The sequence below is a fragment of the Nostoc sp. DedSLP04 genome, assembly GCF_034530775.1.
Lineage (GTDB): Bacteria > Cyanobacteriota > Cyanobacteriia > Cyanobacteriales > Nostocaceae > Nostoc.
This window is the reverse complement of record NZ_JAVRCL010000005.1, coordinates 36,009-56,903: the sequence shown is the minus strand read 5'-3', so window position 1 is coordinate 56,903 and position 20,895 is coordinate 36,009. Positions and strand designations below refer to the sequence as shown.

At 42.8% G+C, this 20,895-nt stretch carries 15 protein-coding genes; 8 read left to right on the top strand and 7 right to left on the bottom strand.

Annotated elements, in window-relative coordinates:
• Positions 1-31: 31 nt before the first annotated feature.
• The 5 genes from RMX89_RS04405 (at position 32) to RMX89_RS04385 (ending at position 5,434) form a co-directional block, all read left to right on the top strand.
• Positions 32-1,303 carry an efflux RND transporter periplasmic adaptor subunit gene (locus RMX89_RS04405; RefSeq protein ID WP_322688064.1) on the top strand — a complete coding sequence of 424 codons (1,272 nt, stop codon included), beginning with the start codon at positions 32-34 and terminating at the stop codon, positions 1,301-1,303.
• Between the two features lie 80 nt (positions 1,304-1,383).
• Positions 1,384-2,562, top strand: coding sequence for an ABC transporter permease (locus RMX89_RS04400; RefSeq protein ID WP_322688063.1), 1,179 nt, complete (start codon positions 1,384-1,386; stop codon positions 2,560-2,562).
• Between the two features lie 679 nt (positions 2,563-3,241).
• Positions 3,242-3,991, top strand: coding sequence for a hypothetical protein (locus RMX89_RS04395; protein ID WP_322688062.1), 750 nt, complete (start codon positions 3,242-3,244; stop codon positions 3,989-3,991).
• A gap of 196 nt (positions 3,992-4,187) precedes the next feature.
• Positions 4,188-4,493 carry a site-specific integrase gene (locus RMX89_RS04390; protein ID WP_322688061.1) on the top strand — a complete coding sequence of 102 codons (306 nt, stop codon included), beginning with the start codon at positions 4,188-4,190 and terminating at the stop codon, positions 4,491-4,493.
• Between the two features lie 263 nt (positions 4,494-4,756).
• The gene (locus tag RMX89_RS04385; RefSeq protein ID WP_322688060.1) at positions 4,757-5,434 is read left to right on the top strand and encodes a hypothetical protein; all 678 of its coding nucleotides are present in this window, start codon (positions 4,757-4,759) and stop codon (positions 5,432-5,434) included.
• 105 nt (positions 5,435-5,539) lie between these two features.
• On the opposite strand, the gene RMX89_RS04380 is transcribed toward RMX89_RS04385, so the two are convergent.
• The 3 genes from RMX89_RS04380 to RMX89_RS04370 form a co-directional block, all read right to left on the bottom strand.
• Entirely contained in the window at positions 5,540-7,057 is a 1,518-nt protein-coding gene (locus RMX89_RS04380) for a BamA/TamA family outer membrane protein (RefSeq protein ID WP_322688059.1), read from the bottom strand.
• 72 nt (positions 7,058-7,129) lie between these two features.
• The gene (locus tag RMX89_RS04375; protein ID WP_322688150.1) at positions 7,130-7,939 is read right to left on the bottom strand and encodes a DUF3598 family protein; all 810 of its coding nucleotides are present in this window, start codon (positions 7,937-7,939) and stop codon (positions 7,130-7,132) included.
• Positions 7,940-8,377: 438 nt separating this feature from the next.
• Positions 8,378-9,280 (bottom strand): ABC transporter permease, encoded by a 903-nt coding sequence (locus RMX89_RS04370; protein WP_322688058.1) that lies wholly within the window; start codon positions 9,278-9,280, stop codon positions 8,378-8,380.
• Positions 9,281-9,663: 383 nt separating this feature from the next.
• On the opposite strand from RMX89_RS04370, the gene RMX89_RS04365 reads away from it, so the two are divergent.
• The 3 genes from RMX89_RS04365 to RMX89_RS04355 all read left to right on the top strand — a co-directional run bounded on the left by RMX89_RS04365 (position 9,664) and on the right by RMX89_RS04355 (position 11,355).
• A complete protein-coding gene (locus RMX89_RS04365; RefSeq protein ID WP_322672449.1) occupies positions 9,664-9,951 on the top strand; it encodes a Mo-dependent nitrogenase C-terminal domain-containing protein in 288 nt (95 codons plus the stop codon).
• A gap of 626 nt (positions 9,952-10,577) precedes the next feature.
• Positions 10,578-11,141: a peptide deformylase gene (def, locus tag RMX89_RS04360; protein ID WP_322672448.1), complete on the top strand. Its 564-nt coding sequence runs from the start codon at positions 10,578-10,580 to the stop codon at positions 11,139-11,141.
• Positions 11,142-11,151: 10 nt separating this feature from the next.
• Complete coding sequence (locus RMX89_RS04355) at positions 11,152-11,355, top strand: hypothetical protein (protein WP_322686769.1); 204 nt, start codon at positions 11,152-11,154, stop codon at positions 11,353-11,355.
• Positions 11,356-11,418: 63 nt separating this feature from the next.
• On the opposite strand, the gene RMX89_RS04350 is transcribed toward RMX89_RS04355, so the two are convergent.
• From RMX89_RS04350 to RMX89_RS04335, 4 genes are all read right to left on the bottom strand, one after another.
• Positions 11,419-14,946 carry an NB-ARC domain-containing protein gene (locus RMX89_RS04350; RefSeq protein WP_322688149.1) on the bottom strand — a complete coding sequence of 1,176 codons (3,528 nt, stop codon included), beginning with the start codon at positions 14,944-14,946 and terminating at the stop codon, positions 11,419-11,421.
• A 402-nt stretch (positions 14,947-15,348) separates the two neighbouring features.
• Entirely contained in the window at positions 15,349-16,695 is a 1,347-nt protein-coding gene (locus RMX89_RS04345) for an efflux RND transporter periplasmic adaptor subunit (RefSeq protein WP_322688057.1), read from the bottom strand.
• Between the two features lie 132 nt (positions 16,696-16,827).
• Positions 16,828-17,049: a hypothetical protein gene (locus tag RMX89_RS04340; RefSeq protein WP_322688056.1), complete on the bottom strand. Its 222-nt coding sequence runs from the start codon at positions 17,047-17,049 to the stop codon at positions 16,828-16,830.
• A 327-nt stretch (positions 17,050-17,376) separates the two neighbouring features.
• Complete coding sequence (locus RMX89_RS04335; RefSeq protein ID WP_322688055.1) at positions 17,377-20,841, bottom strand: efflux RND transporter permease subunit; 3,465 nt, start codon at positions 20,839-20,841, stop codon at positions 17,377-17,379.
• Between the last annotated feature and the right edge of the window lie 54 nt (positions 20,842-20,895).

Sequence of the window (20,895 nt, the reverse complement as noted above, 5' to 3'; positions counted from 1 at the left end):
ATCAACTGCAAACTCACTGGATCGAGTTGTCATGAACTGGAAATATGAAAAAGCTAAATTTAATATCCCAAGTCGATGGCTAGCCTGGTCAGGAGTTTTGGCTTTAGCTGGTGCTGGCGGTTGGCTAACCTACTTTTTAGCTCTAAATCAACCTCCCGAACCATTAGCAGTACGCTTGTTAACCGTGGAGCGAGGTAATGTTGAAACCACAATTAATGAGAGCGGTACTGTTGAGTTACGCGAACAGCGAATCTTGAAGTCCCCAAAAGAGGGTGCAGTAGAACAAGTCATGGTAAAACCTGGTGAGAGGGTAAAACTTGGTCAAGTGCTGCTGACCCTGCGCTACCCCGAACGAAAAGTTGCTCTTACCAATCAGCAATTACAAATTCAACAAGAGCAACTCAACCTAGCACGTAGTCGCGAGAAAATTATTGAAGCTCAAGAACGACTAACAGCTGAAGAAAAACAACTCCAGAGGCTTGCTCCCTTGGTGCGAGAGGGAGCTATTGCCCAAGAACAAGCCAAAACGCAGGAAGATACTGTACGCGTTGCTCGTGCTAGCCTGCGAGATAGTCAAGCAGAGGCACGTACAACCGCCCTGAAAATTCAGACTTTGCAATTGGAGCGCCAACTTATTCAGCAGCAACTCCAAGATAATATTGTGACTGCACCATTGAATGGCGTAGTCTTGGGTGTGAATGTAGAAAATGGTGATGGGGTCGAGTTGCGTACCAATCTGCTCACTTTGGGCGATCCCAGAAAAGTCTTAGTGAAACTCCAGCTTTCTACCCTCAACGCTGCTCAAGTTCGCATCAACCAACTTGCCCGCATTAATGCGATCGGGCCGAATGCAAGGAGATTCTCTGGACGCGTAAAAAGCTTGTATCCTCAAGCACTCAGCCCTGAAGCCCAAAAACAAGATGGTAGTAGTTCAAAACAATCAGAGCAACCAACAGTACCCGCAACGGTTGAGCTTGATAGCCCGACTCGCACACTGCTCCCTGGTAGCAGGGTAAATGTCGAGGTTGTGTTGCAGCAACGCCAGAACGTAGTAGTTTTGAAGACAGAGGCAATTGTGCGATCGCAACCACGCCCGTTTGTATGGGTTCTGGATAGCCAAAATCAAGCCCAAAAACGCACCATTAATCTGGGATTGGAAGGGTTAATGAATGTAGAAGTAACCTCTGGTTTGCATCCCGGCGAACAAGTTATACTGCCCCCCGTTGAGTCGGAACTCAAGCCAGGAACGCCAGTTAAGGCAGGGGAGCAGGGGAGCAGGGGAGCAGAGGAGAAGTTGCAGTAAATTTTTCCTCTTTGCCCCTCTGCCTCTCTGCCCCTGTGCCCCTCTGCCCCTTGTCCCCAAGCTAGAGCAAAGCAACTATTATGGCTCTTTCAGGTTTTGACTTATTAAATATTACCTTTCACTCTTTAGGTAGAAACCCCTTGCGTTCTGCTCTGACTACTCTGGGAGTATTTATGGGTGTGGCTGCTGTCAGCGCTACACTTCAGGTTGGTAATATTAGCCGAGATGCGATCGCTCAACAATTAGCAAAACGAGGCGCGCCTCAAGTTTCAGTTTATCCAAATTGGGATTCTGGTGGTGAAGCTACCCAACTCAAGTTGGAAGATATGGAATTCTTGCGACAGCGAATGGTAGGCTTGCAAGCGATCAGTTCTTTTAATTGGGCTGGTTCTACACCAACTATATTTCGGGACAAGGAATTTACTCCAACTTTGTCACCTGTTTCCCAAGATTTTTTGTTGACTTCAGGGATATCTTTAGTATCAGGACGGTTTTTCACGTCTGAAGATTTTGCCAACTACCGCCCGGTAATCGTAATCGATCGATTGCTGGCAGAACAACTTTTTCAAAAGCAAGAACCTGTAGGGCAGCTGATTTATGCTGGGGACAGACCCTATATCGTGATCGGGGTGGTAGCAACTATTTTAAGTGAAAATGCACCTCCGGCGGGTCAACTGTATGTGCCGATGTCTATTTACAACGCTTCGACTGGTAGCCGCGACATCGGGAGCATCCAAATGCGCCCTTATGCACTTGCAGATATCGAAGACTTAAGTCACCAGGCAGAGGAGTTACTGTTACAAAGATTTCCAGGTTACAAATTTAAATTTTGGAATAATGTATCAGATATTATACAGCAGCAGAAAACTCTAGAGATGGCTTCTCAAGGTCTTACAGCAGTAGGAGCGATCGCGCTCTTGGTTGGCGGTGTTGGAATTGCGAATATTATGATTGCCTCTGTAAATGAACGAACTGCTGAAATAGGTTTGAGACGGGCTATAGGTGCAACCCAACGCGAAATCATGCTGCAATTTATTTTAGAGGCGATGCTTTTAAGTCTAATAGGAGGAACAGCGGCTCTAGGAGTAGTGCATGGATTGACTGTTGTAATTACCGATACCTTTAGCTTGCCTTATAAATTTGATAGCAGAATTGCAGTCCTAGCAGTGGGTTCAGCGCTACTGGTGGGGGTGGGAGCTAGTTTGCTTCCCGCCGTGCGTGCTAGCCAGATCGATCCAGTAAAAGCCTTGCGCTCATAAGTTTTTTTCTACATTTTGAGGCAGGAAGTATATTGAGTAGAGTGTAGCCAGATACAATTCTTCTTAGGGACTTCCAAAAAATAAAACATTCCATTTAAAATAATGATAATCATTATTATAGGGGAGAAAGTGGCAGCCGATGGCTGCCGCTTTCTCCCCTCCTTTTTGTAGTAAATTCAGTAATAATGATTGAATTTTCTGCCAAAAGATTAGTTTTCTGGAACAATTTATTCTTTGGAAGTCCCTTATTCATCAACTCGCGTAGACGGCGAATATTATCCGCTTTTACAGTTAGTAGAGTCGGGTTTAAGTAAGTCAGCGTAAATAAATATTGTTGGCATAAGACAAAAGCAGAGAGCTTTTAGCAGGGGGAGAAAGAGTTTGAGCGTTATTTACTTTTATTTACACAGTTTGGTTTTATTGTACCGACTTGCTTATTTGCACTGTTTTCTAATAGTTATTTCAAATAATCCTCGGCCTTCTTTTTGGCGATAATCACTGTTTTAAATACGTTTTTTTCAACACTAAAAACAAAACCTGGTGCTACATTCCGTAGCACATCATGTCTATTAAAATTTGTTTAAATATGGAGTTGTAGCATGATTCATGCAAGTATAAATCTTATGAGTTTATACCTTAAAAAAGACTCAAACCATCTATTTACTATTTGGAAAAACTTATGCTGTTGAGTAAAGCTTTATTACTAGGCTGTATAGCGTGTTCAATAGGTTTTACTACTCCGGTCTTCGCTGTTAGTATTAACAAATCTTTAGATGTACAACAAGGTTACAATTTCCAGCCAAATACCTATAAACCTCTTGGGTTTATTAAGACATTAAGCATTGGTGATTTAGCTCTAGTCGCAGATCAATACGTAATCGATCCCACCAGTCGCCCAAGTCCTGGCGGAACCGGGATATATAATTACCCTGTTGTAGCAGTGCTTAGTAATGTTCAATGGGATGGTTCGCCAGTGGGAGATATATTCCTTACAGGGCGTATTTCGACCCCAAATAAGGCGCAGTTAGCTTTGTTGATGGGAGTAATCGGTAAAAAGGTGGTAGCAATTTCCTTTGCTACTTATGAATACAGTACTACCACTAAAACTTACTATCCTAGTTTTGCTTCTTATCAAGGCAGTCGTCCAAGCTATATTAATCCTCCTACTACAACTAATGTAATATATGGCTTGGCAAAAACGTTTACTGTAAATACCCTCCCTAGCACTGATGTTCTCGGCGCCCCAAACTATGTATTTAATATAACTTTATCTCCGACAGTAAGTTCAAGTCCGCAAGTATTCAAAATCCAAACTTCTCCCACTTCGACACAGTTTCAACCGTGGGGATTACCCCAAGCTTCTATCCAACCAACTGAGCTTTATGCGGGAGAATTAGACCTAAGTAAAATTTTTAGTATGACATTCTAAATGACGTTTTTAATGATCGCTATGGGGATTTTTTCACAAAGAGATATGTAACTTTTGTGGGCTGATGCGAGAAATTGGGTCGTCTTTGCACTCAAAATTATTCATTAATTTGCGATCGCTAATCTCGGTTAAATAATTCCGATTAATCTGTGTTAAATCGTTGTAGGCTGTGAATCGCAGGGTCTACAGTCTAACGATGAAAATAAACCGTCATGGTCGCGCCAAGGTTCTAACACAGCAAAAGATACAGCTAATTTTTAGCGATGGCTTAGACAACGGGCGCGATGCCTACGGCGGGCTACGCCTACGCGCTTTGTTCGGTGTCTGCCTGTTTAGTGCCTGTAGAATCCGTGAATGCTGTACGCTACAAACTCAAGATATCTACACACCCAAGGGTAACGTTAGACCGCAGTTTGTCATCAGAAAGTCAAGCACTAACCCTCGGAATGATTATCATTCTTATAGCCTGTATATTTTATTTTCTGGAAGTCCCTTACTTTAATCTCATGCTTTTAAAGGTGGGTTACTCCTGCCTTTTGACTCCTGCCCCAGCAAAAACTGCCTTCTACCCTCTGTTATAAAGACTCTAACTGATGGTAATCTAAGATTGTAGAACCAAATCCAATAAAAACTTTTGTTTTTGACAGTTTTCTTTTTTGGACAACAGTAATATAAGTCGTGAATAAAGTCTTTAACAATTAAGACTTGGTTATGATTTAAGTAAGTTCTAGAGAACTTAATTAGTTTTTTAACAGGAGAAGTAGGGTGCTTAACAACCTTCATCAGTTATTATCTCCCCGAAAGTGGGGAATTCCCCTCGCGGGCTTAGGCTTACTTCTCGGTTTGGGCTTTCTAGCCAAGCAAACTCAAGTAACATCATTTACAGATTCTCGATTATCATCGGCTCAGATTCACAAAACCTCCGAAAACTCTCTTTTGTCGCAGCTGAGAAAAGTTCGAGAGCAAAGAAGTCAACTGAATGCGGCTTCTGGAGGCGGAAACACAGTACCTACAATCACAGCGCTGGTTCCAGGCGATGGGGGAACTACAAAAAGCGCCAGAGTTTTACCAAAAGGAAGTTTTCCTGTAAAAGATGGGATTTACCTTTATGGTCAATCCCCAAAGCCAAACCAGCTTGGTCAAGGTTATATCATATTTCAAAAGCAGCAAGACAAGGTAAGGGGTGCGTTGTATATGCCCCAATCAGAGTTAAATTGCTTTCAGGGTACAATCAACCCATCAGGAGAGTTGGCGATGACGGTTAATACTTCGTCAAATGAAGCCAGTTCTGAACAATCGAATCAGGTAGCTACAAGCAATAGACTGCCCAAGGTTGGTGAGGATGAGTCAAATTCTTATGCTTACTCCCTGGCTCTGCAAGACTTTTATCGGTTAAATTCGATCGCAGCTAGCGATCGCCGCACGTTACAAATGTGTAAGTAATCTCCAATGTCTTGATTATGTCCTTTTGGACTAGACACACTCAAGCAGCCCTGAGTGTGTTATTAAGCAATCTCTAGTAGTTTTCTAGAACTTTTTTGCCACCCGTTAAAATCGTTGACCTGTAGTCAGCTCAAATCTAAGTTCACCTCGATCGCTAATTCCGAAGTCACCTCGAATCAGTCCAAAGGATGACTTGACGCGCAATCCTAAGCCGTAACCAAAGCCACTTCCGGGTTTATCTCGTAGCACTCCTGGTTCTCCTAGCACGGTTTCGCTAGACCCGAAATCTGAGGCGAAGTCAGTAAAAACAACTCCTCCGATTGAGTAAGAAATTGGGAAACGATATTCCACAGAAGCTAAACCATAACTCCGACCACTGGCAACTTTTCCATAACCATAACCCCTGACAGAATTTAGTCCACCAATATTAAAAGCATCAGCTGGTGGAAAGTCTCCCAGAATCGTACCAATTTGGAAATTAATCGCCAACATTTCTGGATTGTCAGTTGGTCTACCATTACCGATCCAACTGACTGGTAAATACTGAATATAATCTCCCCGTAGGCGGTTGCTAGAAATATTACCCAGTCCAATCGGAATTGCTTGTTCTGTGCTGAGAGTGAGAATCGATCCTTGAGTCGGATTTTCTCGGCGATCGCGTTGATCTTTGGATACAGAAAATAATACTGTATATAAGTCATCAATGCCAGTACCGCTAAGAGATAAAGGACTCCCTAATCTATCGACCTGTGTAACGTTATAGTCGCGATCGCGTAAGCTAATTCTGGTATAGTTCAAACTTATAGCTGCATCCCACCGATCAAAAGATTTTAAAACTCCTACAGAACCGCCAAACCTTCCCTCGCGTACTTTGTCACCGTTAGACAATCTGATATCGTCGTTGAAAGTTCCCGATGTATTACGAGTACGAAAAGCTCTGATGCTGTAGCCTAAGCGGTTTGGTTCTTGAGGACGATAACGACTAATGAACTGACCATTAAATTGGACATCTTGACCGCTGATTTGTACAATTGTATCTAATTTATCGTTAACACCGCTGATATTTTCATCTCTATAACCTACCCGACCGTATAATCCAACATCGTCGTTATTACCGCCTCCGAAAATTAGAGAAGGGAAGTTACGCTCTTTGATTTCATAAATGAGATTAACGCTATTGGCATCTTCTTGGCGATAAACATTGACTTCATTAAATGACTCTAATCTCCGCAATCGTTGCAAATCTGCTGCTAGTAAATCTTCACGAAATACCTCACCAGGTTTGAGTTTCAGCAGACCAATGATAAAATCTTTTCGGGTACGTCCTTTGATCGGCTGACCTTTTTCATCGAGTAATCGATCTTTGTTGTTAACAAAACGAATCTGGATATCTTTGACAATTCTTTGAGAAATTTGGGAAAACTCGGCAGACTGGTTATCTACTGGAGTTAATCCGATATAGTCACCATATTTTGCATACTCTCCTTCTATCTCTAATGTCGATGTTGCCACAATACTACTAGGACTATCTTCAGTAGAAGATTGCGAGTCTGCAACGGCCTCTAGATTTTCTCCAGCTATTAAGATGAATGCGATCGCAACTACAGCTATTTGAATATACATAAATAAAGCTTTGTCATTACCCACATTTTGGCAACAGTTAAATATTTGATAAGTAATCAAGCGGACATGAGATCAAAGCCTCCTTTCTTCAGTGACTAATGTCAAGCTAACCCATTCGCCTTTCTCGTTGTAGCTGCGAATCATCCGTTGGCGAAGGTTTGGCTGAATTAACCACCCCACTTCCAGAAAAAATGGTTGGCGTAACTGCACCTTGACAGGTGAAGTTGCAGAAGCGCCATCTGGTAAAAATAATACTTGCACCTGCTTTTCTGGGTTTTGGTCAAAGAGAACAATGGAACCTTTGATGGTAGCAGTTGAGGTAATTGTGCGTTCTGCAAAAGAGGTACTTTGAATTAATCGCCCAGCATCATCAAGTTGTAATTTGAAGATTGTAGAGTAAGTATCAGGCGATCGCAAATCTGGATATATTGTTACTGCTTGACCTTGCCATTCTCCCAACAAATCATTTATCTGTAAAGTTGGACGTTCATCTGCTGGGGTTCCAGCTAGATGTTCTCGAATTAAGATTAATTCCTTTAGCTGACCAGTATTATCAAACAGTTGCACCAGACGCAAGCGGCGATTTTCATGAACAAAAGCGAGTTCTCCACCAAATTCTGAAAATGGCCCTAGCTGAATTAAACCTTCAGAAAATGAACCATTTTCAAAAAACAGCAGACCCCCTCCCACAGAATTAAATTCTCTGATTATATCTTGTCCCGAACGGCTCAGAGTTAGGCGCACTTTCTGGCTATTGTTCAAATGTTCTAGGGAAAGACAACTAGGAGTATCGTTCAAAAGTGTTCCTTGGGGAGAAAAATTAGTAAATGAACCTTCCCAAACACCGAGATTCTGCAAAAAACATTCCCATTGTGATTTCATAGTTATTTTGTCATTTGTCATTGGTCTTTTGTCATTTGTCATTGGTCATTTGTCATTGGTCATTTGTCATTTGATTAGCCTTGTTAAGTTGATATATAGGTTTAATTTCATATTCGTTCAAGCAAAACTTCAGTTATTCTTTTAAAATCTTGGGAATTTCGAGTTCAGAGGTCAAAGTTCCGGGTTTAGAAGTCGGAGTTCTGAGTTCAAAGGTCAAAATTCCGAGTTCAGAGGTCGAAGTTCCGAGTTCAGAGGTCAAAATTCTGAGTTCAGAGGTCGAAGTTCCGAGTTCAGAGGTCAAAATTCTGAGTTCAGAGGTTGAAGTTCCGAGTTCAGAGGTCGAAGTTCCAAGTTCAGAAGTCGAAGTTCCGAGTTCAGAGGTCGGAGTTCCGAGTTCAGAGGTCGGAGTTCCGAGTTCAAAGGACAAATGACCAATGACTATCTTTTAGCAAAATGTTGGACAGCAAATAAGCTCCCCATTAATCCTACACCTGCACCGAAACTCAAAAGAATCAGAGGCAATAATAAAATTTCTGCTGGAGTGAGTTGCACTCTGTTGGTGATGACTTGGATAAACTCAGGTTGATTGACTAGCAACTTACCGAGAAACTGTTGAATCACAGAAATGAAACTCCAAGCGATCGCACCACCAACCAAACCAAAGGCAATTCCTTGTAAAATAAACGGGAGGTAAATCCAAACAGAAGTCGCTCCCACTAGTTGCATAATTTCAATTTCCTGGCGTCGCGCCGTGACAATCAGCCTAATTGTGGTAGTAGTAACTGCGATCGCTGTTAAAGTCAGAATCATCGTAATTGTTAAAGTAATCCAGTTCAGACCCCGGTGCAACTGGGCAATGCGTTTCACTGCTTCATCGACATACTGCACCGTCTCAACTCCTCGTAATTTAGCCAACTGTGTTGCTAAGGTTGGTACAACTTGAGAATTACGTGCTTTCACCTTCATCTCATCAACCAGAGGATTCTCACCTAGCTGCTGGGTAGCACCCTCAATATCAGAAATTCTCATTTCCTTAACTAACTTAGTCCAAGCTTGTTCTTTGGTAATGGTTTTTATCGTCGCTACCTCTGGCATTTTAGCGATTAGTGGCTCAATACTTTCCATCCGTGTATCCGGTTCGAGATAAACTGAGACTTCTAGCTGGCTACCAAACTGATAAAGAAGTTTTTCGACTTGCCAAGAGGTTTGCAGACTCAAGCCGAATAAAAACAGTAACACCGTCACAGTACTGACAGCAGCCCAATTCATCCAACCTCCCCGCAATAAACCGAGGAAAGTTTCTTTCAGCAGATAATCAAGTTTCGTGAAAGATTTAAACACACATCACCTCAAAATTTGAACTTAACGCCAAAGCAATAAGTTCAGCTTTTGCGTCTTTGCGTCAATAACACCACTATTTATAGTCAATGGTGCAAAGTTTGCCAATATATCAGCTTTTATCTATTGCTATTTCCTTCTTCTGTCCTCCTGCTGCCTTGACCATTCACCCGATCCTTCATACTATTTGCCACAGATATACTCACTATTGCCTCTAACAGTTATTGATAATAATTGGCTAGCTGTTCTGGTTTCTCAGCAATTCTACTGTTCTTTAAACTTGACCTCAAAAAGTGGGGAAATACTTTGGTATTTATACTATGTTTTTCTCTGAATATCGGAGTAATTTTATAGGAACAACAGATTAATTAAAGGAAAGTTGAGTTATGAACTTCTTAAACAAAGCCAATTTGGACAATAGCTTATTAAACCAGATTCGCGATCGGCTTGAGTCAGTAGAAATACATAATTCTAATCTGGCCAGACTATTGTGCAAAATAATTCCTTCCAATTGCCCTTTTGAAAGAACTGTTAAAGTTTTCGGTCGGACTCTACTTCGCATTCCACCTATGTGTAAATTAAACCCCCTTTATGAACAGATAGTTGGTCTTCGTTTTAAGTGTTTATTATATTTAGTTAATGAATGTGGTGAAGATGCCAGAAAATATTGCTAAACATAGGTTTCTATCAATCAAAAATAGATTGAAAAAATCTTTTTACTAAGAAAAATTGTATAGGAATCCTAGTTGCAATCAGAGCGTCAGAAATAGGCTGATAAACGATTGATCCCGTTTCTTTGTAATGCTGGGCCAAATCCTAGCTTTTTTTCAACGCAAAGGTACGCAGAGGTTAGCGCAAAGGTACACAGAGGTTTTTTGAAGATAATTCGCTATGTCCCAAAATAATTAGGCGCATCTTCATAGAGAATTGCTATGATAATCGATTTCACATTTAAAAGTACTGTTTAATGATGTCAGCCTTGATAAAAGGATCGCTGCAAGTATGGTGCAACGTGACTTCACAATAATTATTTTGGAGATTGGTACTACGTCTAAGGGGATATTTAAAAAGTATTATTGCTAACAATAGAACCTCAAAGACCTAACCCCTAGCAAACCTTACTGACGATAAAATAAGGGTTTCACAGCCTCTCACTCTTGGCATCAGCCTGCCGTTAAGCAAGCAAAAAGAGGAATGGCAGATGGGTTTTTGGTATAGTGCAGGACTTTTTAAACATCCTCTAACTGAGATTGATAGAATGAAAACAGTAGGAATTTTCACCATCTAGCCATCGAGACTCATGCCCTCTGAAATTGCTGTCGAGAAAAAAAAGTTAAAAAATCCACCTTTGGAGCTTCATTATTTAGGCGATCGCGTGCTGCGTCAAGCTGCAAAGCGGATTTCTAAAGTTGATGACGAACTTCGCCAAATAGTGCGCGAAATGCTGCAAACTATGTACAGCAAAGATGGCATTGGTTTGGCTGCACCCCAAGTGGGAATTCACAAACAACTAGTTGTCATCGACCTGGAACCAGAGAACGCAGCTAATCAGCCTTTAGTGTTGATTAACCCCACTATTAAACAAGTCAGCCGCGACATCTCTGTTGCCCAAGAAGGATGCTTGAGTATTCCCAACGTATATTTAGACGTAAAGCGCCCCGAAGTCGTAGAAATCGCCTATAAAGACGAATACGGTCGTCCCCGGACATTAAAGGCTAATGACCTCCTGGGACGTTGCATTCAGCACGAGATGGATCACCTTAACGGCGTGGTATTTGTAGACCGTGTAGAAAACTCCTTGACTTTAGCCCAGGAGCTATCTAAGAATGGCTTCTCGTATCAAGCGGTGAAACCAATAGCATAGGGGGGCAGTAGTGTATTTAACTCCAAAAAGTAGTTTATTTCTCGGTGGTTCTTGTGTAAGTGCGATCGCAGCTGTCGGTTCGGTTTTTGAACTCGGTTACGGACATCCAGATTTTGGTGTTACAGCCACGGCAATTATCCTGGTATTAAGCATTCCACTCACAGGATTATTTTTCTTTGCCGCAGTTAAGGACGCAAGGGCTAACATGAAATAAGCATCAGGTACATAAAAAAGGTAAAAGGATGAAGCAAAAAGGCAAAGTTCATTCTTTTACCTTTTATTTTTGCTCTCCATTTTGCACTGCCCCTAAAGCTTTTAGCGTCACTAACTGCGCTGTGGTTAACCCTGTAACCCCGGTGATATTCATTTTTTCATAGGGTCGTGGCGATCGCAGTGTTCTTAAGCACTCACCCGTCGATACATCCCAAAGCTTAATTGTCTCATCTTGGCTACCACTAATCAGGGTTTGACCGTCGGGACTAAAAGCAACTGACTTTACCCAATTAGCCCCCTGCAAAGTTTTCAAGCACTTGCCGTTATAGACATCCCATAATTTTATCGTTTGGTCTTCACTGGCACTAGCTAAAGTCTGACCATCGGGGCTGAAGGCAACTGACCAGATTCGATTAGTATGTTCTTGCAAAGTTGTCAAGCACTTGCCCATGAAAACATCCCATAACTTCACTGTTTGGTCATCACTGCCACTAGCTAAAGTCTGACCATCTGGGCTAAAAGTAACCGATCTGATCCGATTGCTATGTCCTTCCAAAACTTGGATGCATTCTCCTGTATAAACATCCCATAACCTGACTCTTTGGTTTTCACTGCCACTAGCTAAAGTTTGACCATCGGGACTAAAGGCAACCGATCTTACCCAACTGGTATGCCCTTTCAAGGTTTGGAGACATTTTCCGGTGTAGATATCCCATAATTTCACCGTTTGGTCGTCACTGCCGCTAGCTAAAATTTGACCATTGGGACTAAAAGCAACCGATCTAATTCTATTGGTATGTTCCTGCAATTTTTTCAGGCATTGTCCCGTCTGAACATCCCATAATTTAATTGTTTGCTTTTCACTGCCGCTAGCTAAAATTTGACCATCAGGACTGAAGGCAATTGACCGTACCCAACTGTTATGCCCTTCCAAAATTTTGAGAAACTTATCGTTACGGACATCCCATAATTTCACTGTTTGCTTTTCACTGCCGCTAGCTAAAATTTGACCATCGGGGCTGAAGGCAACTGACCTTACCCGATTGCTATGTCCTTGCAAGGTTGTCAAGGACTTACCATCCTGGACATTCCATAACTTCACTGTTTGGTTTTCACTACCACTAGCTAAAGTTTGACCATCGGGACTGAAAGCAACTGACCTGACCCGATTGGTATGCCCCTGGAAGGTTTTCAGGCATTTACCATCACGAATATCCCATAATTTAACGGTTTGGTCGTCGCCACCGCTAGCTAAAGTTTGACCATCGGGACTAAAGGCAACCGACCAAACCCGATTAGTATGTCCCTGTAAGGTTTTCAGACATTTACCATCACGAACATCCCATAATTTAACGGTTTGGTCGTCACTGCCAGTAGCTAAAGTTTCACCATCGGGACTAAAAGCAACTGACCTTACCCAATTGCTATGCCCTTGCAAGATTTTCAGGCACTCACCATTGCGGACATCCCATAACTTCACTGTTTGCTTTTCACTGCCACTAGCTAAAGTTTGACCATCGGGACTGAAGGCAACTGACATAATTCGATTGGTATTCCCCTGCAAAGTTATCAGACATTTGCCGATGTGGACATTCCATAACTTTACTGTTTGGTCTTCACTACCACTAGCCAAAGTTTGACCATCGGGACTGAAGGCAACCGACCTGACCCAATTGCTATGTCCTTGCAAGGTTTTCAGGCATTTACCATCAGGAACATCCCATAATTTCACTGTTTGGTCATCACTACCACTAGCTAAAGTTTGACCATCGGGACTGAAAGCAACTGATTTTACCCAACTGCTATGTCCAATACAGGTAAACAGTAGCTTTCCATCGTCAACTTGCCACAAGTAAGTCTTGCCATCAGCATCACCCGTAGCCAAAAGTTTTCCATTCGGGCTAAATGCTACTGACGAAATACTAACTAATGTTTCTGCAAAAACGCATTTAGCTAAATCGGCATTGGCAAAATTTACCCGATGCAAATTCACACTTTGTAAATATGCTTGCCAAATGGTCAGATTTGAAAAGTCATAGCCGCTAAAATCAATTTGTAATTGACAAAGAATATTTAACAGATTTCCACCTGCATATCCTGCTGTTTGGGGAATCTGTCGCAGGGACAATAAAATTTGATATAGATGATGTTCAATATTTTTAGCATATCTAAAAATAGTTGATAACCTATCTATAATTGGTTTAATAATCAGGGTAATCTGAGTGTTTCTAATATAATCTTTGGCCGTCGCTTCCATTAAAGCATGGCTCGTAAATAGTCTAATATTACGAGTGGTAATTTCGTCACAAATCTGTTCAATCAGTTGGTCGGTGATATATTCCATGACCACAGATTGGAGGGTGAAAAGTGCTGTTCTTTGTTCAATTAGCGATCGCCTCCGCAGTGATTCTAGCGCCTCCATCACTTCTCTTTTGGGCAAAGGACGCGCAATATCATTGAGCAACTCGTCTAGAGAAACTAACTTGCGCTTGATTGCTAACCAATAAATTATTTCTTTTTCGATCTCTGACAACCGCTCAAATTGCTGGTTTAGTAAATTTCGGGTGTCGCCAAAAATGATCTCTCCTTCAGCTAGAAAAGCAGCGATATCACCACCAAATAACTCCCGAATAGGCTCAGAAACTAGTTTTAACGCTAAAGGATTACCTGAATACTTCTCAACTAGCTTGGCCCATTCCTGTTGTGAGCCAAATAACCCTTTATCTTGGAGAATTTCTTGACCTTCTGTTTCTCCTAAGCCAATTAACAATAATGTTCTGACTGGTGATGCTTCTCCTTCTAAAAAAGCAAATTCTTTTGGTTTTTCACGAGATGTCAGCACCAAACAGCTTTGATGTAGTTCTTCCCCTACCCGCCTAAGTAGTTGACCATAATCTTCATATTCTTGTCTATATTGTCCGGCGCGATCGCCTTCTTGTAAAATTGTCTCTGTATTGTCAAATACCACAAGACAACGATGCTCTCGTAAATAATGAATCAGCAGCGTTACTTTACCATCTACGCTTTCTGGCAAATTTGTTTCTTTCTCATCAGATAAAAACCCGATTAGGCTTGCCAACATCTCTGCGACGGGTGGCGCATTGCGGAGACTCCGCCAAATCAAATACTCAAAATTCTCCTGAACTTCCTTTGCGAGTTTCACAGATAAAGCAGTTTTGCCGATTCCCCCCATTCCCAATATTGCCACTAGTTGGCAGTTATCCTTAATGAGCCACTGCGTTAGCCCAGACAATTCTGCTATGCGTCCCCGAAAAAAGCAGACACCAGGCGCTTCACCCCAATCTTGACGGTTTTGGGTAATCGATTTCTCAGTCTCTGAAGATGCTTGATACTCAGATTCTATAACTTGCTGTAACTTAGTGAGCTTACCTGGGCCGCTACCAATAACATTAAATTTCTTGTAAACTTCGCTTAATCTTTTGCGTACTGCTTCGGCACTGATTGCCAATTCTTTCGCGATCGCATTTGGCGATTGTCCTTCAACAGCATATAAAAACACTTCGATCTCGCTGTTAGACAAGCACCGTTTTTCGGCTAAAGCCAAAAGAACGTTTTCGGGAATGACACTCATACTCACACAAAGACACATTACAAACCAATGTTATCTCACACAGTGAGATAACATTACTGCCAATCCAGTATCCCTTCAATATTTGGGGGTAGACATTTGCTGCTCTGGGAATGCTTTCTTGGGCTTTGTCGTTTTTTCTTTGACGGGGTGAGCGATCGCGTGGCTGAGTTTAGTGTACCTCACTTAAACAGTGCTGAGTTTAGGAGTTAGCAGTTAGCAGTTAGCAGTTAGCAGTTAGGAGTTAGGAGTTAAGAGTTAGCAGTTAGGAGTTTTGTTTATCTCCTTGTCCCCTTGTCCCGTCATCTCCCTGCTCCCTGGTCACTGAGCGAAGCCGAAGTGCTGCCCCTCTGCTCCCCCTGCTCCCCCTGCTCCCCCTGCTCCCTGCCTTATCCTTACGCCGACCTACTTTTTTTCTGCAACTGGCTGCACGCGTAAACCCTCTGTCTCATCAACCGTAGGAGTGGCAATGAGCGATTCATTTCCTGTCAAACCTGATGTAATTTCAACTTCAGTACCATAATCTCGCCCAACGGCAACTTTTTGATAATGCACTGTGTGGTCTTTGGTTACAGTTGCTACCTGCGTACCTCCGGCATTAACAACTAAGGCACTATCCGGCACAACAAAAGGAGGATTAGTGCGGTTAATGGCAAATTTGACATTGGCATACATCCCAGGTCGCAGCGTCGCGTCTGAATTGTGTACTTCTAATTGTGTCAGTAAAGTGCGAGTAGTTGGATCTATAGCGTTGCTAGTACGCACTACTTTACCCGTAAACACTCGTTGGGGTAACTCTCTGACTGTAATTTGTGCTGTTTGTCCAGTTTGAAGTGACTGTGATAAACTTTGTGGAACACTCACATTTACCTTTAGATTGTCATAAGCAGCAATAGTATAAAGGCTGCTATTGTTAGTGTTAGTGTTGCTGGTACTGGTGTTGCCATTACCTGCTGAAATTAAAACACCTGTATTGACATTACGTGCAGTAATCACTCCTGCAAAAGGAGCAGTGACTTTCTTATAAGACTGCAAGACGGTATTACGCTGGAAGTTTGCTTGACTTGCGTAGGCGTTAGCTTGTGCTGCTTTGATGTTGGCAGAATCAGAATTAATAGTGTTTTGTGCTGCCTCAACGCTGGCAAGATTAGCTTGATATGTAGCATATTTTGTATCTGCATCTTGTTGAGGTACTGCACCTTCCTTGACAAGAACTTGCCAGCGCTGCCAGCTCTGACGGGCGATCAATAAATTAGCGCGGGCTTGCTTCAAATCAGAAACGCTTTTAGCTAAATTAGCACGAGTTTGAGATACATTGGCTTGTGCTTGCACTACCTCTGCCTTCGCTTGCAGAACTTGCTGATCGGTGTCTGGTGAATCAATTTCTGCCAACAACTGACCGGCTCGGACGCGATCGCCAATATCTGCATACCACCGCCGTAAATACCCAGTACTGCGAGCGTAGATGGTCGTTTGATTCTGGGCTACAACACTGCCAGGTAGTTCCAGTTTCGTAGCACCAGTAGCGCGACGGGGAGCGATTACGTTAACTGAGGGTACTGTGCTTGCTTCCTTGACTGCTGCTTGTAATTCTGACTTTTGGCTTAATCGGGGTAGAATACCTATCGCTAGTAAGCTACCAAAAAAAACAGCACCAATTATACCCCAACCAATACCACCGATGCCGCGCCTGTGTTTTCTAGAAGTCGTTTGTTGTTCAGAATCAGGAGATGGACGATGCTGAGAATCCATAGGTAAACTGTCCTGTATTATCTAATTTGCAGAAATTTAGCAGCTAGAGTCATTACCATTATTAGACTTCTTGCAGAAGTGCCATTCAGGTAAGGGGTAAAGGGGAAAGCAGCTTAGAAAAAACCCTTTCCGCTACGATGTACACACAAGTTTTTGACTTGCACCTTTATTACATTGGCTTGCACCTTTATTGCATTGGCTTGCACCTTTATTGCATTGGCTTGCACCTTTGATTGCATCGACTTGCACCTTTGTTGCATTGACCTGCACCTTTGTTGCATTGACCTGCACCTTTATTGCATTGACCTGCACCTTTATTGCATTGACCTGCACCTTTGTTGCATTGATCTGCAAAAATTAATCTTCCCTACGTTACGTAGTAACTTTAACGTGAGTTCGACAAACCTCTCCCTCTCCTAAAAGGCTACGGTGTACACACAAGTCGAATTACCCCCCTTAATCCCCCCTTATAAAAGGGGGAAATCAGATATTTTGTTCCCTCCCCTTTACAAGGGGAGGGTTAGGGTGGGGTAAAACCTTGGGTTTTTCAGCTATTTAAGACTTGTGTGTACACCGTAGCTCCTCCAAGGAGAGGGGCTGGGGGAGAGGTCAAAATAGCACTCGTCGAACTCACGTTAACTTTAAAAGATTTATGTGTACACCGTAGCTCCTAAAATATGTCTATGACTTGCCTTGAGATGATGACAACGAATATGCTGTCCGTGAATCGGAGAAATTTAAATCGTCATCATCCTCATCAATAAGACGAGGTGGTTGACGCCGCATAATGCTGTATACAACAGGTACAAAGATTAGAGTCGCGACTGTTGCAGCTGACAAACCGCCAATTACAGCGCGACCCAAGGGTGCATTCTGTTCGCCACCTTCACCAAGACCTAGAGACATTGGCACCATCCCGATCAGCATGGCTAAGGCAGTCATCAACACCGGACGCAACCTTGTATAACCTGCTGCTAGGGCTGCTTTATAGGCATTTTCTCCTTCTACACGTTGCTCATTCGCAAAAGTAATCATTAAAATACTGTTCGATGTTGCCACACCTATACTCATAATTGCACCCATTAAGGAAGGGACGCTCAGGGTGGTGCGGGTGACAAACAACATCCAAACGATCCCTGCTAAGGCGCTTGGCAGTGCCATCATAATAATCAGGGGATCGAGCCAAGATTGGAAGTTCACTACCATTAAGCAGTAAACCAACACAATTGCAAACACAAGTCCTAAACCAAGTCCCAGAAAGGAAGAGTTCATCGTTTGCACTTGCCCCCGGACATTAATCTGACTTCCCTTAGGCAATTTTTTCTGATAATCAGCGATAATTCGATTGACATCGCCGGCAACTCCCCCAAGGTCACGACCAGAGGAGTTAGCGTAGATATCGAAAACTGGTTGAATGTTGTAGTGATTCACAACTTGCATCACTGTGTCGCGTTTGACAGTAGCCAAATTACCCAAAAGTTGGGGTGCAGTTTGACTGTTGCCAACTGGCGTATTTTTTAGACTATCAATAGAGTCAAGTTTATATTGGGGAACTTGTACAGCCAGGGTGTAACTCACGCCTTTTTTGGGATCGAGCCATTGGTTGATTGCAGCTTGACCGCTTGAACTTAAGGAAGTGAGGACGCTATTGGCAACATCACGCTGGGTCATACCCAATTGTTGAGCCTCGGTGCGATCGACATCAAGACGTAATTTGGGAGCATCAACAACTTGTTGGAGATGTACATCTACAGCCCCAGGAATACGCGTCATCCGCGCGGCGATTTGTTGGGCAATTTCAAAGTTGGCTTTTGAGTTTTTCAGAGGGCCAGATATTTGCACATCAACAGCAGCAGGCAAACCGAAATTGAGAATTTGAGTCACAATATCAGCCGGCTCAAAAAAGAAGGTGTAGCTGGGAAATGTCGCTTTCAATTTCTGGCGGAGTTCCTTGACGTAAGAAAAAGTTTCACCAGATTCTTTTAGGGAGACAAGAATATCAGCATCAGCCTGTCCAATTGTCGCGCCGTTGTAGCCATAAGTAAGGTTAATGCCACTGGTGGGTAAGCCGATGTTATCCAGAATTAGAGAGAGATTCTCTTTCGGTACAGTTTGGCGGATAACCCCTTCAACTTGGCTAACAATTTTTTCTGTCTCTTCCAAACGAGTACCAGGTAAGGCTCGAACATGGAGGCTAAACTGACCACCATCGACTTCCGGGAAAAAGTCTTGACCGACGAATGGCAACAAAACTCCTGCACTGACGATAAAAGCACCAAATAGCACAAAGACTATGCGGCGGTGACTTAATGCTGAGGCTAGGACGTTGTAGTACCAACTGCGAAATTTCTCAAATTGTTGGTTAAATTTTTCGTGTAGCCGCCATATCCAATCTTTCTTCACAGGTTTGGCAGTTGTCGTTGCTGCTTCTTCTGTTTGGTGGTGGTTATCGTGACCATTATTATTTTGGACTGGCGAATGGGTGTGGCGATCGCGATTATCATGGATTTCGACTAGCGAATGGCTGTGGCGATCGCCGTGACCATTGTTATTTTGAACTGGCGAATCTATATAATGGCTGTTGTTACCATTATTATTTTGAACTGGTGAATCTAGATGATGGTTGTTATTACCATTATGCTCCTCGTTTTCTCTATGCCAGTCTGCTTCGGATGGTAAAAGATAGCTTGCCATTGTCGGGACTACAGTCCGAGATAGCACATAAGAAGCAAGCATCCCAAATACTACCGCCATCGCTAGGGGGACAAATAGGTACTTTGCTACTCCACTGAGAAACACGACCGGCACAAAGACAATACAAATACATAATGTTGCTACAAGTGCTGGAGTAGCGATTTGCTGTGCCCCATCTAAAATTGCTCGCTTGATGGGTTTACCTTGTCCGAGATTTCGGTGGATATTTTCAATTTCGACTGTGGCATCATCTACCAGAATCCCAACAGCTAAGGACAAACCACCTAAAGTCATGATGTTGAAAGTTTGTCCCAAACGACTCATCACAATAATTGAAACTAGCATCGAGAGAGGAATCGATACGGCTACAATTAAAGTGCTGCGCCAACTTCCCAGGAAAATTAAAATCATCAACGCAGTGAGACACCCGGCAATCAATCCTTCTTTAAGAACGCCTTCGATAGAAGCTTTCACAAATATAGATTGATCGAACAAAAATGATAAATTCAGTTCTGGGGGCAAGGTGGATTGGATGCGAGGCAAAGTTTTTTTGACTCGCTCGATCACATCAATGGTTGAGGCATTGCCACTTTTAAGAATACTAAGTAAGCTCGATCGCCTGCCATTCTGACGTACAATGTTCGATTGCACACCAAAGCCATCTCTTACCTGCGCGACATCACGAATGGAAATGACAGTACCATTAACTTGCTTAATTGGCAAGTCGTTGAGGGCTGCCACCACATTTGGACTATTGTTGATTTGTACGGCGAAGTCGCGATCGCCTATTTTCATATCACCTGCCGGCAAAACCAGGTTTTGGGCACTGACAGCATTAGTCACATCTTGGGCAGAAATGCCATTAGCCAACATCGCTTGGGGATCGATATCAACCATAATTTGCCGAGGTTTACCACCATAGGGCAGAGGTATACTCGCTCCTTGCACTGTTGCTAATTGGGTGCGAACGAAGTTGGTAGCATAGTCGAAGAGTGCTTCTTCCGGCAAGGTTTTGCTACTGACACTCATCTGGATAATCGGCACCGAAGAAGCGTTGTATTGAATGATGAATGGCGGTGTAATCCCAGGTGGCAAAGGGCGGAGAATTGTTTGGCTGACAGATGTAATTTGAGCAACTGCTGAGGCGATATTAGCGTTGGGTTGGAAAAAAACCTTGACGACACTAACACCACTCAAAGATTGAGACTCAATGTGTTCGATGTCACCAACAGTTGTTGTCATGGCGCGTTCGCTAATGGTGACGATCCGCTGTGCCATTTCCTCAGATGTGGTTCCAGTGTAAGTCCAAACTACGCTGACAACCGGAATGTTAATTGCAGGAAAAATGTCAACTGGTGTACTAAATATCGTCACTACACCCAGAATCACAATCATCAAAGCTGCGATCGCGAATGTATACGGAAGACGTAAAGCAATTTTGACGATCCACATAATTAGTTAGGATACTTCAAAAGTTTTTGGTGTTATGGCTGTTTTACTCATCAC